This is a genomic window from Archangium sp. (assembly GCF_045802675.1).
Classification (GTDB): domain Bacteria; phylum Myxococcota; class Myxococcia; order Myxococcales; family Myxococcaceae; genus Archangium.
In genome coordinates, this window is sequence record NZ_JBJMQO010000129.1 from 52506 (window position 1) to 69108 (window position 16603).

Annotated in this window: 12 protein-coding genes; 6 read left to right on the forward strand and 6 right to left on the reverse strand. The window is 70.3% G+C overall.

Annotated features, from left to right (window positions below):
• Positions 1-11: 11 nt before the first annotated feature.
• Together ACJ8AN_RS35650 and ACJ8AN_RS35655 are read left to right on the forward strand one after the other, a co-directional pair.
• Positions 12-1544 (forward strand): Hsp70 family protein, encoded by a 1533-nt coding sequence (locus tag ACJ8AN_RS35650; protein ID WP_407760039.1) that lies wholly within the window; start codon positions 12-14, stop codon positions 1542-1544.
• A 12-nt stretch (positions 1545-1556) separates the two neighbouring features.
• On the forward strand, positions 1557-2369 hold the full coding sequence (locus ACJ8AN_RS35655; RefSeq protein ID WP_407760040.1) for a DnaJ domain-containing protein: 813 nt from the start codon (positions 1557-1559) through the stop codon (positions 2367-2369).
• Positions 2370-2381: 12 nt separating this feature from the next.
• On the opposite strand, the gene ACJ8AN_RS35660 is transcribed toward ACJ8AN_RS35655, so the two are convergent.
• Complete coding sequence (locus ACJ8AN_RS35660; protein WP_407760041.1) at positions 2382-3080, reverse strand: PaxA; 699 nt, start codon at positions 3078-3080, stop codon at positions 2382-2384.
• 277 nt (positions 3081-3357) lie between these two features.
• Between ACJ8AN_RS35660 and ACJ8AN_RS35665 the strand changes: the two genes are divergently transcribed.
• The 3 genes from ACJ8AN_RS35665 to ACJ8AN_RS35675 all read left to right on the forward strand — a co-directional run bounded on the left by ACJ8AN_RS35665 (position 3358) and on the right by ACJ8AN_RS35675 (position 8475).
• Positions 3358-4302, forward strand: a complete 945-nt coding sequence (locus ACJ8AN_RS35665; RefSeq protein ID WP_407760042.1) for a hypothetical protein — start codon at positions 3358-3360, stop codon at positions 4300-4302.
• Between the two features lie 29 nt (positions 4303-4331).
• Positions 4332-7151 (forward strand): TonB-dependent receptor domain-containing protein, encoded by a 2820-nt coding sequence (locus ACJ8AN_RS35670; protein WP_407760043.1) that lies wholly within the window; start codon positions 4332-4334, stop codon positions 7149-7151.
• An 85-nt stretch (positions 7152-7236) separates the two neighbouring features.
• A complete protein-coding gene (locus tag ACJ8AN_RS35675) occupies positions 7237-8475 on the forward strand; it encodes a phospholipase D-like domain-containing protein (RefSeq protein ID WP_407760044.1) in 1239 nt (412 codons plus the stop codon).
• Positions 8476-8662: 187 nt separating this feature from the next.
• Here the strand turns inward: ACJ8AN_RS35675 and ACJ8AN_RS35680 are convergent, their stop codons facing one another.
• Both ACJ8AN_RS35680 and ACJ8AN_RS35685 read right to left on the reverse strand, forming a co-directional pair.
• Positions 8663-9319 carry a 2-hydroxychromene-2-carboxylate isomerase gene (locus tag ACJ8AN_RS35680; RefSeq protein ID WP_407760045.1) on the reverse strand — a complete coding sequence of 219 codons (657 nt, stop codon included), beginning with the start codon at positions 9317-9319 and terminating at the stop codon, positions 8663-8665.
• Positions 9320-9328: 9 nt separating this feature from the next.
• Positions 9329-10456, reverse strand: coding sequence for a TPM domain-containing protein (locus ACJ8AN_RS35685; protein ID WP_407760046.1), 1128 nt, complete (start codon positions 10454-10456; stop codon positions 9329-9331).
• Between the two features lie 118 nt (positions 10457-10574).
• On the opposite strand from ACJ8AN_RS35685, the gene ACJ8AN_RS35690 reads away from it, so the two are divergent.
• Positions 10575-11990, forward strand: a complete 1416-nt coding sequence (locus ACJ8AN_RS35690) for an MFS transporter (protein ID WP_407760047.1) — start codon at positions 10575-10577, stop codon at positions 11988-11990.
• Between the two features lie 15 nt (positions 11991-12005).
• Here ACJ8AN_RS35690 and ACJ8AN_RS35695 read toward each other — a convergent pair whose 3' ends face one another.
• The 3 genes from ACJ8AN_RS35695 to ACJ8AN_RS35705 all read right to left on the reverse strand — a co-directional run bounded on the left by ACJ8AN_RS35695 (position 12006) and on the right by ACJ8AN_RS35705 (position 16534).
• Complete coding sequence (locus ACJ8AN_RS35695) at positions 12006-13004, reverse strand: phosphatase PAP2 family protein (protein ID WP_407760048.1); 999 nt, start codon at positions 13002-13004, stop codon at positions 12006-12008.
• A 117-nt stretch (positions 13005-13121) separates the two neighbouring features.
• Positions 13122-16073, reverse strand: coding sequence for an SNF2-related protein (locus ACJ8AN_RS35700; RefSeq protein ID WP_407760049.1), 2952 nt, complete (start codon positions 16071-16073; stop codon positions 13122-13124).
• A 62-nt stretch (positions 16074-16135) separates the two neighbouring features.
• On the reverse strand, positions 16136-16534 hold the full coding sequence (locus ACJ8AN_RS35705; protein WP_407760050.1) for an SET domain-containing protein: 399 nt from the start codon (positions 16532-16534) through the stop codon (positions 16136-16138).
• Positions 16535-16603: the final 69 nt, after the last annotated feature.

Here is a 16603-nt window from a genome sequence, read left to right on the forward strand (position 1 = left end):
CGCGGAGTCGCATGGGTATCGTTCTCGGAATCGACCTGGGCACGACGAATAGCTGCATGGCCGTGGTCGACGCGGCCACCGGCCATGCGCGCGTGCTGCCCAACCGCGAGGGCGAGCGCACCACCCCCTCCGTCGTCGGCTTCGACGTCTCGGGCAAGGTGACGGTGGGCAGCGCCGCGCGCCGCCAGGCCGTGCTCCACCCGCGCGACACCGTCTTCGGCGTCAAGCGCCTCATCGGCCGGCGCTTCTCCGACCCCGCGGTGCGCGAAATCATGCGGCTGCTGCCCTATGAGGTGGTGGCCGACCCCTCCGGCAACGCCGCCGTGCGCGTGCACGGCCAGGTGATGACGCCCGCCGAGATCTCCAGCCACGTGCTGCGCTACCTCAAGGAGAGCGCCGAGGCCCAGCTGGGCCAGAGCGTGGACGGCGCCGTCATCACCGTGCCCGCCTACTTCGACGAGGTGCAGCGCCAGGAGACGAAGGCCGCCGGCCAGCGCGCCGGCCTCACCGTGCACCGGCTCCTCAACGAGCCCACCGCCGCCATGCTCGCCTGCCGCTTCGACGAGTCGCGCGCGGAGAACATCGCCGTCTTCGACCTGGGCGGCGGCACCTTCGACATCTCCCTGCTGCACGTGGAGGACGAGGTGGTGCAGGTGCTCGCCACCTGCGGCGACAACCACCTGGGCGGCGACAACTTCGACGAGCGGGTGGTGGACGCCCTGCGCCGCGTCTTCCTCAAGCAGACGGGCACGGACCTCACCGGCAACCCCGAGGCCCTCTGGCGCCTCAAGGAGGCCGCCGAGACCGCCAAGCACGCCCTCTCCCAGGTGGACTCCACCTCCATCGAGCTGGCCTACCTCGCCTCGCTGCCCAACGGGCCCCTGCACCTGTCCATCCCCTCCTTCTCGCGGGCGCTGCTGGAGAACCTGGTGGCCAAGGAGCTGGAGCGGCTGCGCGCCCCGTGCGAGCAGGCCCTCCAGGACGCGGGCCTCTCGGGGGCGGACATCCACCGCGTCGTGCTCGTGGGCGGCATGACGCGCATGCCCGCGGTGCGCGCCCGCGCCGAGCAGTACCTCGGCCACCCCGGCGAGCGCTCCGTCAACCCCGACGAGGCCGTGGCCGTGGGCGCCGCGCTCGAGGCGGATATCGTCGCCGGCAGCTCGCCCGAGCTGCCCAGGGTGCTGCTGCTCGACGTGCTCTCGCGCAGCCTGGGCATCCGCACCGAGGGCGGCCGCTTCAGCGTCCTCATCCCCCGCAACACCACCATCCCCGCGCGTGAGACGAAGGTGTTCGCCACCACCTTCGACGGCCAGACGCACGTCGACATCGAGGTGTACCAGGGCGAGGCGCCCACCGTGGACGGCAACCGCTACCTCGGAGAGCTGCAGCTGGCGGGACTCACCCCGGCGCCGGCCGGCGCGGTGCACGTGGCGGTGGACTTCACCATCGACGCGGACGGCATCCTCCAGGTCACCGCGCGCGAGCCCGCCACCGGCCGCAAGGCCGAGGCCACCCTGCGCCCGCCCTCCGCCACCTCGCCCTGAGCGCGTGCTCCCATGGCCCAGGACCCCTCCTCTCCAGACAGGAATCCCTTCGAGGTGCTCGGGCTGCAGGGCACCGAGGAGCTGCCCGCCATCCGCAAGGCCTTCCTCGCCATCGCCGCGCGCTCGCACCCGGACCGGCTGCGGATGAAGTCCCCGGAGGAGAAGGCCCAGGCCCTGGAGCTCTTCCTCGGCGCGAAGAAGGCCTTCGAGGTGCTCTCCCAACCGGACAAGCGCCGCGAGTGGGCCGAGCGCCTGGCCCGCGCCCGCTCGCTGCCCCCGCCCCCCATTCCCCGTACGCCCCCGGGCCCGGTGGTGCCCCCGCCCATTCCCCGCACGCCCCTGGGCCCGGTGGCCATTCCCCGCACGCCCCTGGGCCCGGTGACGCTGCCCCCGGAAGCCGCGAGCGCTCCGCCGCGCCCCGCCTTCACCCCCGTGCACGGCGTGCCCGTCACCTCGCCCCCGCGCCCTGGGACTGCTCCCGCGCCTGCGTCTCGCGGCCTGCCCGTGACGCCGCCCCCGCGCACCGGGCCCCTGCCCGCGGCCGCGGCGCTCCAGCTCTACAAACTGGGCCTGCTGGCGCTGGAGTCCGCGGACTACGCCAAGGCGCTCGACTTGTTCGCCAAGGCCTCCCGGCTCTCCCCCAGCCCCCGCCATCAGTCGATGGAGCTGGTGGCGCGCGGCCACCAGTACCTCAGCACGCGCTTCTTTGATCGCGCCCGCGAGAGCTTCGAGCGCGCCCTCCAGCTGCTGCCCGAGTGCCGCGAGGCCCGCCTGGGCCTCGAGCTGCTCGACAAGCAGTCGGGCCGCTACCTCAAGGGACGCTGACGCCCCCGCCCGTCACTGGATGGTGATGGGGATGTTGTAGAGGAAGCACACCGGCACCTTCTGGGGCTTGTACTGCCAGCCGTCCTTGATGCCCGCGATGATGTCCTCGTCCGCGCCGGGCACCGCCTTCACCGGCGTCACCTCGTACACGTTGCCGTCCGTGGACACGCAGATGCGGTACATGCCGTTGAGCGTGCCCTGGCCCCGGCGCGACTGCTTGAAGACCTCGGACAGGCGCGGCGGCGTCTGCCGCACCACGTCGCGCTGAATCACGAAGGGCGGCACGTTCTTGGGCTTCACCGGCTCCTCGCCCGTGCCCCCGAGCTGCCCACCCAGCTGGCCTCCCACCACGCCGCCGACAACCCCTCCCACCACGCCTCCCTCCACGCCTCCCTGCACCCCGCCCTCCACTCCGGCCGGCGCGTCCGCGGGGGCCGGCTCTGGCGTGGGCTCCGGCTCCGGCGTGGGCTCCGGCTCCTTGGGCTTCTCTTCCTTGATGGGCTCAATCTTGTCCGGCTGGCGGATCACCAGCTCCTTGCGCGGCGTGGGCTTGCGCTGCACCACCGAGCGCACCGGGCCCGCGGGCGGCGGAGGCGGCGGGGGCGGCAGCGTGCGCAACAGCGCCACCGCCACCTCCTTCTCCTCCAGCACCTTCTCGTGCGGCCGCGCCAACAGGAAGAAGGCCCCGATGAGCGCAACATGGACTACCACGGAAAACAGGGTAGGACCGAACAGGTGGGAAGACTCTGAGGCGGTTTGCTGCGCGAACATGGGGCCTGGGAGCTGGAAGGTGCGCTCTCATACCGCGAAATCCCCGCTCTGTCTCCCCTACCCCGAGGGTCAGGGCGTGAACTTCAAGTGAAAATGGGGCCTGGGGTTGGAAAAGGGGGTGAACTGTTGATAGACGGGCGTCCCGGCTGCGGCCTTCGTTCGCCTGGCAACGTTCGGGCGTCGCGAGCCATCCCCCATTTCTCCCCGCGAGGCTCTCGTGCAGACGAAGCAAAAGTGGGCACTGACGCTGATGATGGCGTTGGGTGCCGTGTCGTGTGGCGGCTCGAGCGAGCCCGGTGATGCCTACCAGGGCTTCATCGACGCCACCGTCCTCGATGCGAAGTTCCAGCCGGGCACCGGCTGTGGCAGCGGTGGCAAGGACAAGTGCTACCTGCCGGTGAAGAGCCTCATCAACGGTGAGGACTTCTCCTTCTACAACCTCGGCCTGGTGGCGCCCACCGACAAGCTGCTGGTGAAGGACGCGCTGTCGCGCCCGGCGCTGCCCTACGGCGTGGTGAAGACCCTGTCCTACGACTTCCCCGAGGGCTGCAAGACGGGCAAGACGTTCGACGAGCGCACCGACTCGTACCACGAGGACATGCAGTACCCCGTGTTCGACGGACTGCCGCTCACCAGCACCACCACCACGGTGCTGCCGCTGGTCAACTTGCAGCCCTGGACGGGCGTGTCGAAGTACACCTGCAACGCCATCAAGGACGCCCAGTCCCTCAAGGACGGTGACTTCGGTGGCACCTCGGGTGAGCAGTCGCTCGCCCTGCGCGCCGTCATCGACATGACGTACCTGCCCGCGCGGCCCTCGGCCCAGGCCGGCTATGGCTGGTACCGCGGCCTGCAGCTGGCCTACCTCGACGGCGGCGCGGTGCCGGTGAGCGAGGATGGCAACGTGAAGATGATGGACGGCGTGTGGCTCAAGCCCACCACCTCCGGCGCCAAGCCCACCGACGCCACGGCCAAGCTGGTGTTCCAGGCGAAGCCCGGCGATGCCGCCTGGTCCCCCGTGGTGCGCCTGCGTGAGATTTCGCCCGGCTCCACCGTCTACAAGCGGCTCTGCTACGACCCGCCGTGCGCCACGGACGCCGTGGACATGACCAAGACGCCCACCTACAGCGGCGTGCTCTTCCTCGTGTCGAGCCCGCAGTGAGTCCCTCCCCCTCTTTCGAGATTGCTCCCATGACGACTTCCATCCTGCTCCGCGGCAGGGCACTGCTGCTGGCGCTCCTGGCGCTCGCGGTGCCCATGACCGCGCTCGCCGCGGGCGAGAACTACGGCCGCGTCTCCGGCTACGTGTACGACCCCACCGGCGCCCCGCTGGCCGAGGTGCCCCTCACCATCAGCGGCCCCGCGCTCCAGCAGCCCGTCTCCCGCACGAGCGGCGAGGACGGCCGCTTCGAGTTCAACCAGCTGCCTCCCGGCGAGGGCTATGCCCTCGAGGTGAAGGTGGAGGGTTTCACCCCCATCAAGAAGACCGGCATCATCGTCCGCCTGGGCCAGAACACGCCCGTGGACGTGAAGCTCGAGGTGTTCACCGAGACGCAGGCGGTGGCCACCTATGAAATCGTCGAGAAGGTCAACCCCATCATCAACCCGGACTCGGCGCAGACGGGCGCGGTGATGACGGCGGAGAAGGCGGCCGCCACCCCCATCTTCAACCAGGTGCAGGCCATTCCGCAGCTGGTGGCCGGCGTGGGCCCGGGCAACTCCCCGAGCAGCCGCGGCGGCCTGGCGCGCTGGGGCAAGTTCTACGTGGACGGCATGGACACCACGGACGTGTCCGACGGCTCCATCACCGCCACGATGAACTACTACGCGGTGGAGAACTTCGAGGTCATCACCGGCGGCCTGGACGCGCAGTACAACGCGCTGGGCATGGTGGAGAACGTCGTCACCAAGTCGGGCTCCAACAAGTTCACCTATGACGTCTCGCTCATCCTCTCGCCCGCCTGGAGCAACGCCAAGGCGCAGTTCGCCTCGGACCAGGCCACCGGCACGGGCAACTTCACCCAGAACGAGACGAAGCAGGCGGCGACCACCTTCTACGCCCCGCTGGTGGCCGTGGGCGGCCCCATCATCAAGGACAAGCTCTGGTTCTACGCCAGCGGCCAGTGGAACCTCTCCCACCAGGAGACGCCGCTGACCATCAACGGCGCCCAGGAGAACCGCCCCAAGGACACCCAGACGAAGCTGGCCCGCCTCAAGCTGACGTGGCAGCCCACCAGCCAGGACCGCGTGTCCGTCGCCCTCAACGTCGACAACAACACCATCACCAACAACATCTCCAGCGCGGCCACCTCGCCGGACGCCGAGTCGCGCATCGACCGCGGCGGCTACTTCCTCATCGGTAACTACGACCACAACTTCACCGACAACGTCCTCTTCCAGCTGCAGACGGGCGCCACCTACAAGCAGGCGTACTTCGGCCCGCAGAACGACGACCTGGATGGGGTGTCGCACGCGGACCGCAACAACAACTTCTTCACCACGGGTTCCTCGGGCTCGCTCTCCAGCACCATCGCGGGCAACTACTCCAACGAGAACAAGTGGCGCTTCCAGTTCGACCCCACCCTGCTCTTCAAGGCGGGCGCGCACAACATGAAGGCCGGCGTGCAGCTCGGCTACCTCACCGGCAAGCTCAACGTGGGCACCACCGGCAACGTGCGCTACGACGACGTGGGCGGCATCTGCAACCCGGACGACGCGAGCACCTTCGCCTTCTGCAACGCGCGCACGAGCTACTACAACGTCAATGGCGAGCTGGGCTCCCTCACCACCAGCGCCTCGGTGGCGCAGCTGGGCGCCTTCTTCCAGGACCGCTGGAACGTCAACCGTCACCTGACGGTGGTGGCGGGCCTTCGCGCGGACGTGGGCCGGGTGTACTCCAACGACAACGCCTTCGTGACCAACCTGGTGGGCATCGGCCCCCGCCTGTCCGCGACGTATGACATCACCGGCGACCGCAAGACGCTGCTCAAGGCGCACTACGGCCGCTCCAACGAGGTCGGCGACGTCTTCATCGCGCAGCACGCCAACCCGGACATCCTCCAGGTGCAGTCCACCTTCGACAAGACGGCCGGCGCCTTCCCCGAGTGCACCCCGGACAGCACCACCACCACGGGCTGCCGCATCTCCGGTGGCGCCAACGGCCGCTCCTTCGACAAGACGCACACGCCCCCGAGCGTGGACGAGCTCAGCCTCGGCCTGCACCGCGAGGTCGCCGAGGGCGCCGTCGTCGGCGCGGACGTGACCTACCGCCGCTACAACAACATGTGGATCGACGACGAGGTCAATCAGATCTGGGACCCGACCGGCACCAAGATTACCGACTACGTGGACGGGCAGGCGCACTCGGTGGTGCGCATCCGCAACCCGGATGACGCCTGGCGTGACTACAAGGGCCTGGACCTGTGGGCGCAGGGCAAGACGGGCGGGTGGGATCTGCTCGCCAGCTACACCCTGGCCTTCAGCAACGGCACGGTGGGCAGCTACTTCGATGGCTACGGCAGCAACCCGCGCATGAAGTACCTGTACGAGGGCCCGACGCCGGACGACATCCGCCACACCATCAAGGGCGCCATCAGCTACACCACCAACTTCGGCCTCGATTTCGGTCTGCGCTTCCGCTACCTGACCGGCACGCCGCTGTGGATGAACCAGTCGCTGACCAACCCCAACACCACCCTGTACCGCTCGCCCCGCGGCACCGGCTACGCCATCAACCGTGGCTCGCCGAACTTCAACGACCCGTCGTCCGTCTCCGAGCTGCGCAACCCGGACCAGTTCCTCATGGACGCGCAGGCGCGCTACGACGTGGGCCGGCTGTTCAACATGTCGAACAAGCTGGAGCTGACGCTGATGGTGGTCAACGCGCTGAACAACACCGACCCCACCACGCTGTACGACCGGTACACCACCGGCACCACCAGCACCTACGGCCTGACGCGCTTCCGCAACCGCCCCCTGCAGGCGGAGCTGCTGCTGCGCTTCCGCAACTAGCGTCAAAGCCAGACACGGTGTGAAGCCCGGGGCCCTCCGCGAGCAATCGCGGGGGGCCCTTGGTTTTTGTGTATACGAGCTCCCCATGTCCCTCCGGCTCCCCGCCTTCCTCCTTCCCCTCGCGCTGTCCCTCGCGTGCGCCTCGCCCGCCCCGGCCCTGCGCGCCTCCGCGCCCGAAACCGCTCAGCCAGACCTGGTGCTGGTGGAGAGCAGCCCCGTGGAGACGACGCTGGACCACGCGGACATTCCCGACGCCTGGCAGGTGTGGCCGCAGATGGTGAAGGCGGCCACGCGCTCGCTGGATATCGCCGAGTTCTACCTGAGCAACGCGCCGGGCAGCCGGCTGGAGCCGGTGGTGCAAGCCATTGAGGCCGCGGCGGACCGGGGCGTGAAGGTGCGGGTGCTCGCCGAGGAGAAGTTCTACAAGACGTACCCGGAGACGCTCGAGCGGCTGGCGAAGCGGCCGGGCATCGAGGTGCGCCGGCTCGACACGGCGAAGACGATGGGCGGCGTGCTGCACGCGAAGTACTTCGTGGTGGACGGGCGCGAGGCGTACCTGGGCAGCCAGAACTTCGACTGGCGCTCGCTCGAGCACATCCAGGAGCTCGGGCTGCGCATCCGCGTGCCGCAGGTGGTGCGCTCGCTCGCGGACGTCTTCGAGCTGGACTGGACGCTGGCGGGCGGCGGCAAGCCCGCGATGGCGACGACGACGGTGGGCGGCCCCTTTCCGGCGCACGTCGCGGGCGGCGAGGTGCGCGTGCGGCCCGTGCTCAGCCCCGAGGGCTGGCTGCCGGACGCGGCCACGTGGGACCTGCCCCAACTGGTGAAGCTCATCGACGGGGCGAAGCGCTCGGTGCGCGTGCAGGTGCTCACGTACAAGGCGCGGGGCCGGGACGGGAGCTACTTCCCCGAGCTGGAGGAGGCGCTGAAGCGGGCCGCGGCGCGCGGGGTGAAGGTGGAGCTGCTGGTGTCGGACTGGAGCAAGCGCAAGGGCACCATCGAGGGTCTACAGGCATTGCACGCGCCGCCGGGGCTGACGGTGAAGCTCCTCACCATTCCGCCGTGGTCGGGCGGGTTCGTCCCGTTCGCCCGCGTGGTGCACGCGAAGTACCTGGTGGTGGACGGCGAGCAGGCGTGGGTGGGCACGAGCAACTGGGAGCGCGATTACTTCACGCAGACGCGCAACGTGGGCGTCATCGTCGAGGGTGAGCCCTTCGCGCGCCAGCTCGAGCGCTTCTTCGAGGGCAACTGGACGAGCCCCTACGTCGAGGAGGTAGACCCGAAGGCCACCTACACCGCGCCGAACATCAGCGGCACGCCGTGAACCCCTCCAGCGAAGTGGCTGAAGGAGATTGAACGCGCGGGGTCCCCTGGACTCCGGATGGCCGAGCCCCTCCGGTCGCGTTTGGCGCGGTCCGGTCCGACCATCGGACCAGTTGCGGGAAAATGCGCCGGGCAGGTCCCTCCCTGTATCGAGCTTCGTTCGGTCTCGCTGACCTGTAGGGGATGGGTCAGCTCCGCGACGCGCCTACCGGCAGGGTGCGCAGGCGCTCCTTTTCCTCGGGGGAGAGAGGGTCTTCCCCGCGCAGGAAGCGCTCCAGGTGGCCGAGCGAGTCGACGCCGAAGAAGAGCTCCCCATCCGCCACCACCGTGGGCACGCCGAAGCCCTCCAGCGCGAGCAGCTCCTCCGTGTTGCGGCGCACCAGGTCCTTCACCTCGGGCGTCTGCGCCGCCGAGAGCAGCGCCGGTGCATCGAGCCCCACCGAGGCCACCACCGTGCTCACGTGCTCCGGCGTCAGCGGGCCACCGCTCCCGGCCCACACCGCCGCGTAGAGCGCGGAGACGAGCCGCCGCCGCGCCTCCTCGTCCCTCACGGCCGCCGTCACCCGGAGCGCGAGCAGCGGATTGAAGGGATGCGCCTCGGGATACCGGAAGGGCACCCCGAGCTCGTGGGCCATCCGCTGCGTCTGCTTGTAGATGTAGAACCGCTTCGGCTTCACCTCGGCGGGCCCCGTCGTGCCGAGCGCGTTGAGCACTCCGGCGAAGAGCACTGGCACTGGCTCGATGGCACGGCCGTGTCGCCCGGCCAGCGCCGGCAGCTGCGTCCACGCGAGATACGCGTACGGCGACACGTAGTCGAAGAAGAAGCGGAGTGGAGTGCGATTCATGGTGCCTTCCTACCAGCTTCCGCTGGAGCCGCCCCCCGACGAGCGCCCACCCCCGAAGGAGCTGCTGGAGGAAGACCTGGAGCCACCGGACGAGGACGAGCTCGAGCGCGTCAGCCGGGGCGTGCTGCGCGTGAAGCGGTCGCGGTGGCTGCAGTGCTTGCAGGTGACCGTCACCTCCACCAGGCCTCCATGGTCATAGGTCGCCGAGCGAATCGTGCTCGTCGACTCGGACTTCGTCTTGTAGCCGCAGCCCGGGCACTGCGAATACGAGGTCAACCAGGCGCCATAGCGCTCCACCCGCACGTCCTGGCACGACTCGCACCACCAAGCGTCGTAGTCCACCGAGCCCAGCTTTTCCTCGAGCCGCTGCCCACGGTCCAGGTGCGCATCGTCCGAGTCCTCGTCGAGGAGCTGGCGCGGCAGCTGGCAGCCCTCGCAGATGCGCGGACGCCGGCGCAGCCAGCGGCGCAGGCCCAGGCCCCCGAGGACGAGTCCCCCCGCTCCACTGCCGTAGAGCCAGGGAGACACGTCTTCGTAGCTCCGCGTCGTCTCCATCCGGGCCGTCGTGTAGCCCGGGTCGTAGGAGCCCTGTACGGGAGGTGCCTCCTGTGGTGCGGTGGTGGTGCCGGCCACGTCACCGTTGAGGGGCGAGTGCTCGAGCAGCGAGCTCAGTCCCCGCGCTCCCGCGAGCACCGCCGCTTGCGGATCTCCGCGCTTGAAGGCGGGGACGATTTCTCCGGACATCAACGCGTCGCTGCGGTTCGTGTCCGCGCGGCTGCTCACGCCATCGCCGAGGACGATCTCCGCCTTGCGGTCCCTCAGGGCGATGAAGAGGAGCGCACCATCGTTACGCCCGGCGTGGCCGATGCCCCACTGGTTGAAGAGCCCGGTGGCGAAGTCGCGCGGATTGACGCCCTCCGTCGTCCGCACCACCACGACGGCGAGCTGGCCGAGTCCCTTGTGGTCCACCTCGGAGCCATACAGGTTGACCCCGGAGATCGCCGTGGTGGACAGCGTGCCCGTGGTGTCCACCGCCCACGTGCCCGGCCGGGGCCGGGGAATCGAGCCCACCGTCTCACCCCGGGCGGGAAGGCCCAGGAGGCAGAGCAGCACGGTCCAGCAGAGAAGGATGCGCATGCGCCCGAGCATACAGGGAGGGACAGCCGTCCCTGAAAGCCCCCTCCCCTGTACGGCCGCCAACGCCTGCCCCGCGCGCGCATGGCCAACGTGCGCGTGACAGGACAGGGTGGCGCGCATGGCCCACGCGCCGGAGACCGTCAGCTATTCGAGTGGCCGCGGCCGGGGCGTGCTGCTCGCCAGCGTGCTCGGCAGCGGCATGGCGTTCCTCGACTCCACCGCCGTCAACGTGGCCCTCCATGCGCTCGGCGAGGAGCTGGGCACCGGACTGTCCGGCCTCCAGTGGACCGTGGATGCCTATCTGCTCACCCTCGGCGCGCTCGTCCTCACCGGAGGCGCGCTCGGGGATGCCTTCGGCCAGCGGCGCATCTTCCTCACCGGACTCGCCGCCTTCGCCGTCACCTCCGTGCTGTGTGGCCTCGCTACCAGTGTGGGCCTGCTCGCCGCCGCCCGCGCCGCGCAGGGACTCGGTGCCGCGCTCCTCGTCCCCACCAGCCTCGCCCTGCTGCGCACCTCCTTCTCCGAGGACGATCGGGACCGCGTCGTCGCCGCCTGGGCTGGGCTCTCCGGGGTCAGCACCGCCGTGGGACCCCTGCTCGGTGGCTGGCTCATCGGCGTCTGGTCCTGGCGCGCCGTCTTCTTCCTCAACCTTCCCCTCGCCGTGCTCACCGCCTGGGCCGGCCGCCGCTTCGTCCCCTTCATCCCGCCCAACCGCTCGGTGCGTGAGCTCGATTACAGGGGCGCGCTGAGCGTCACGCTCGGCCTCGGGGGCATCGTCTTCGCCCTCATCGAGGGCCCCGTGCATGGCTGGTCCGCCCTCTCCGTCGCCGCGGGCCTCGGGGGCGTGCTCGCACTCGGGCTCTTCCTCCTGCTCCAGGCGCGCGGCGCGCATCCCATGCTGCCCCTCGGCCTGTTCCGCTCCCGCGCCTTCTCCGGCGCCAACCTCACCACCCTCACCGTCTACTTCGCGCTCGGCGGCGCCATCTTCTTCGTCGTGCTCGTGCTCCAGCAGGAGGTGGGCTACTCGCCCCTGGAGGCCGGTGCCTCGCTGCTCCCCGTCACCGTGCTGATGCTCCTGTTGTCGCCTGTCGTGGGAGGACTCGCCCAGCGGGTGGGCCCGCGCCTTCCCATGCTCGTCGGGCCGCTCGTCTGCGCGGTGGGGCTCGCCCTGTTCACCCGCATCGCGCGAGGGGGTAGCTACGTGGGCACCGTGCTCCCGGGCGCGGTGGTGCTGGGGCTCGGGCTCGTGCTCACCGTGGGGCCGCTCACCGCCACCGTGCTCGACAGCGTCGCCGGGAGCCAGGCGGGCATCGCCTCGGGCTTCAACAACGCGGTGGCGCGCATCGCGGGACTGCTCGCCGTGGCCCTGCTCCCCGCCGTGAGCGGGCTCGCGGACCACGCCTCCGGAACGGACTTCCTCGCGGGCGTGCACCGCGCGCTGTGGATCTCCGCCGCGCTGTGCGTGCTCGGCGGCGTGTGCTCCTGGGTCTTCATCCCCGGCGGGAAGCACGGGGGCGCGGCGAAGCCCGGGTGAGCGTCCCGCCCCCGCTCAGAAGGTGAAGCCCGCCGCCAGCCCCGAGCCGCGAGGCGACACCATCGGCACCACCATGAACAGGGGCCTGCTCTTCCCGTGCGACACGCGGGTGTTGGCGCGGTGGTGCACCACCCACTGGCCGATGGCGAAGCCCATGGCCCCGCCCCAGATGACATCCGAGAGGAAGTGGTAGTCATCCATGACGATGGTGGCCGCGAAGGCGAGCCCGAAGGCGTGCAGCGCCAGCGACAGCGGCAGGTTGTCCACGTAGGCCGTCGCCACGCCCAGCAGCGCGTACACGCTCGCCGTGTGCCCCGAGGGCGTGCCCGCCGGGAAGAGGTTGAACGACGCGGAGGGTCCGAAAATCTGGCCCAGCCCGTCGCCATTCCTCGGCCCCTCGCGGCCCAGCAGCAGCTTGAAGGTGAGGTGGAAGGCCTGCGTCACCGCGAAGGCCTCGGCGGACAGGGACACCAGTTGCACGGCCCGCGCATCGTCCTTCAGCAGGCCATAGGCGAGGACACCCGCCAGCGAGCCATAGATGGCCCCGTTCACGAGCACGTCCCCCAGCGGCGTCCACACCCGGAAGTGGTCCGGCCCGAGCACCTCGTGGATGCGGTGCTGGATGCGCGCATCCAACGGAAAATCGAACGGCATCATCAGCGAGGCCGTCGTCATCGTCACGAGCGAGAAGGCCGCCCAGTCCTGGCCCTCCCAGCGCGCCATGCCCGCTGGAATCGCGGCCAGGTCCGCGAGCACCCGCAGGGGAAGCATCTTGTTCCCATACCGGAACTCGTCGCCGAGGAAGAGCCCGGGATGCTGACCACTGCCCGGCGGCCGCAACAAGCCTCCAGGGCCACCACTCCCCTCGTCCTCCGGCACCCGCGCCGGGTCCTCCTGGGGCTCTCGCGGCGACTGCACCGGGGCGTCACGCGGCTCCTCCGGCGTGGCCTGGGCCCGTGCCACGGGGGACAACACCAGACACAGGGCCGCGAAGCACCCCGCGTACCGAGACACCCTTCCTCTTCGTGCAGTGCTCACCATGCGGTGACCTCTTGGACCTCGCCCCCCGCACCGCCGCGCTGCTATCTCACCCGTCTCCCGCTGGCAATACCCGCCTGTCCCTGTCTCGATTCATGAGAAGAGCTCGAGCAGATCGTCGCGGGTGATGGCCGTCGCGGCCGACGTCTCGCTCAGGGCCGCCTCGAAGAGGGCGCGCTTCTTCTCCTGCAGTCCCAGGATGCGCTCCTCCACCGTCCCTTGCGACACCAACCGGTACACCATCACCGGACGCTCCTGGCCGATGCGGTGCGCGCGGTCCGCCGCCTGCGCCTCCACCGCCGGGTTCCACCACGGGTCCATCAGGAACACATGGTCCGCCGCCGTGAGGTTGAGGCCCGTGCCGCCCGCCTTGAGCGACATGAGCAGCACCGGCGCGCCCTCCTCGGACTGGAAGCGCGAGGTGATTTCGCCTCGGTTGGGGGTCGAGCCGTCCAGGCGCTCGAAGGCGACTCCAGCCGTCTTCAGGTGCGGCTCGATGAGATCCAACAGCGAGGTCCACTGCGAGAACACCAGCGCCTTGTGTCCCTCGGACACGGCGGTGCCGAGCGCCTCCACGAGCGTCTGCACCTTCGAGGACGACTGGGCATGCTGGCCCGGGACGAGCGCCGAGTGGCACGCCGCCTGGCGCAACCGCAGCAGCGCCTCGAGCGCCTTGAGCACGTTGCCGCCCTCGTTGAGCAGGGCGACCACTTCCGTGCGCGTCGCCGCCATCACCGCGTCGTAGACGGCGCGCTCGCGCTCATCCAGCGACACGTGCATGACGGACTCGGTGCGCGGCGGCAGCTCGGGTGCCACGTCCCGCTTGAGGCGCCGCAGCACGAAGGGACGGATGCGCTTGCGCAACCGCTCCCCCGCCTCCGCGTTGCCCTCGGAGAGGGGCCGCGCCGTCTTCTCCTCGAACTGCCTCCGCCCCCCGAGCAGGCCCGGGTTGGTGAAGTGCATGAGGCTCCAGAGCTCCTCCAGCCGGTTCTCCAGCGGCGTGCCGCTCAAGGCCAGACGGAATTTCGCCTGGAGCCCGAAGGCCGCGCGCGACACCTGGCTCTCCGGATTCTTGATGGCCTGGGCCTCGTCCAGCACGGCCGCCTCCCAGGTGCGCCCCGAGAGCACGGCCGCGTCCAGCCGGAGAATCGAGTACGTGGTGAGCGTCACGTCGGCGGACTCGTCCAGCGCGCGGCCGGGCCCGTGGTACACGTTCACCTTGAGCGAGGGGCGGAAGCGCTGCAGCTCCGCGGCCCAGTTGGGCAGCACGCTGGTGGGGCACACCACGAGCGAGCGCGGGCCCAGCACCGTAATGGTCTGCAGCGTCTTTCCGAGGCCCATGTCGTCGGCGAGGATGCCGCCGAGCCCCGCGCTCCGCAGGAAGCCGAGCCAGCTCACGCCCTGCAACTGGTAGTGGCGCAGCGTCGCGGACAGGCCCTCCGGCAGCACCGGGGCGGGGAGCTTCTCGAAGCCCTCGACGAGCGGCGCCAGCCGGTCCAAGCCCGGCGGAGGCGGCTGCTCGAGCGTCTGGCACAGCGCGGCCAGCTCCGGCAGGGCGTGGTTGGAGACCTTGCCATCCGCCTGGCGCGCGGCGAGCAGGTCCGCCACGCGCTGGCCATTCTTGTCCAGCCACGCCCGGGGCAGCGGCGCCCAGCCACCGCCCTCGAGCGGCACGAGCCCCAGCCCCTCCGTCCACGCGCGGATGACGGCCGCGGCGTCCACCGTGCGCGTCTCCGTGCCGCCCTTGTCGCTCTCCACCTGGAACTCGAGCGTGAAGCGCACGTCGGGAATGCCCGGGCCCTCGCCCACGGACCGCACCTGGAGCAGGGGCCGCAGCCGCATGTCCGGGCTCACCACGCCCGACGCGTCTCCCGCGAGGTCTCCGCGCCAGCGCCGCAGCTTGTCCGCCCAGCGCACCATCTCCTGGCCCTGCACCGTCACCCGCCGCCCGGGCACCAGGTTCAGCTCGTCCCGGAGCTGGTGCAACAGACGCTGCTCGGCCACCTCGTCGCGCAGGGGCACGGCGCCGCGCAGGTACACCATCCGCCCGGCGTCGATGCGCACCGACGGCGGCGCCCCGTAGACGAGCGTGGGCAGGAGGGACAGCCCCGACTCCATCTGCGTGAGCTCCATCAGGATGCGAGGCTTCAGGTCGCGGTCAATGGGCGGCAGCCGTTTGCTGCGCACCTCGATGGGCATGCGGCGCGCCAGGTCCGGCAGCACCTTCGACGAAATCTCTCCCATCTGCTCGGGCGCGTAGGTGCGGACGATGGGCAGGTGCTGCAGCCACGCCCCCACCACCGCCGTCTCCGCCAGCCGCGCCAGCGCGTCACCGCACAGCGCCACGCCCGCGCTCACCACCTCCGTCACCCGGGGGTCCCTCGTCACCGACACGATGATCTGCCCGCCCTTGTCCTCGACGAGCGCCCTCGGGGGAACCACCTCGTCCGAGACGGCCACCGGACGCCCATCGAGCAGGACGTTGCGCGCCTGCTCGAGCGCCCGCATCAGCACCTCCAGCTTCTCGGGAGGCAGGGCCCCGCGGGTGCGGCGCTCCAGGAGCCGGTCCGCGTTCATGTCCGACTGCTCGACCTGAAGCGTCGCGGCCAGGGCGGGCCTGGCGAGCACGGCGGCGAGGCTCTCCAGGGGCTCCTCCTTGCCATCCGCGTGCACGAGCACCCGGTGGAGCTCCAGCCCTCCGTCCACGCGCGTGAAGCGGTACACCACGCGGGACCAGCGCCGCGCGGCCGCCTCCAACGGGGCGTCCTGCTTCTCCGCCTGCTGCAGGGTGATGGCGGCGGCCACCACGTGCTCGCACGGGTCCACGCGGCCGGGACAGTCGCACTCCCACGCCTCGAGCTTCAGATAGAGGATGACGGTGAAAGCGACCGGGCGGCCGGGGGCCCGCACCCTCAGCTCGATTTCATCCGGCTTCTGGGACTGGAGCGCGACGGCGCCCTGGCGGGAGAGGTTCACCCCGGTGGACCAGATGCCGGGGCGGGCTTCCTTACGAACGGCTTCGAGCAGCTGAGCGGTCGCGGACATGGGAGATGCGATTCCCTACGCCCCGGGGATGCGCCGCGCAACAGCAGACAGGCGGCCCGCGCCTACTTCTCCATGCGCTCCGGCTCGATGATGCCCTTGAAGGGCTCCCAGCTGTCTTCCATCGTCTCGTAGTTGTCGGTGAGCTCCTCGCCCGGCGCGATGTCGCGCATCGCGAGCGTGAAGTGCCGCGTGGAGTCATTGCCGCAGCTCGCCGTGGGCGAGTGGTTCATGAACCGGGCGTGATCCCCGCACAGCACGAGCGTGCCCCGCTCGCAGTAGGCGTAGCGCGACAGGAACACCTTCATCTCCGGCGTCATCTTCTCCACGTCCGCCGGCGTGAAGCGCTGATCGATCGGCGGGTCGAATCCCCAGATGACGGTGCCCTTCGCAATGGGCTCGCCCGCGAACAGACCGGTGCCGTGGATGCTCGACTGGGAGATGTATGTCTTCACGCGAAGCATAGGGCCTCTCCCCCACGGAGAAGGAGGGCTTCCCCATGGGCCTGGATACGCCCCCTCTATCACGCCCGG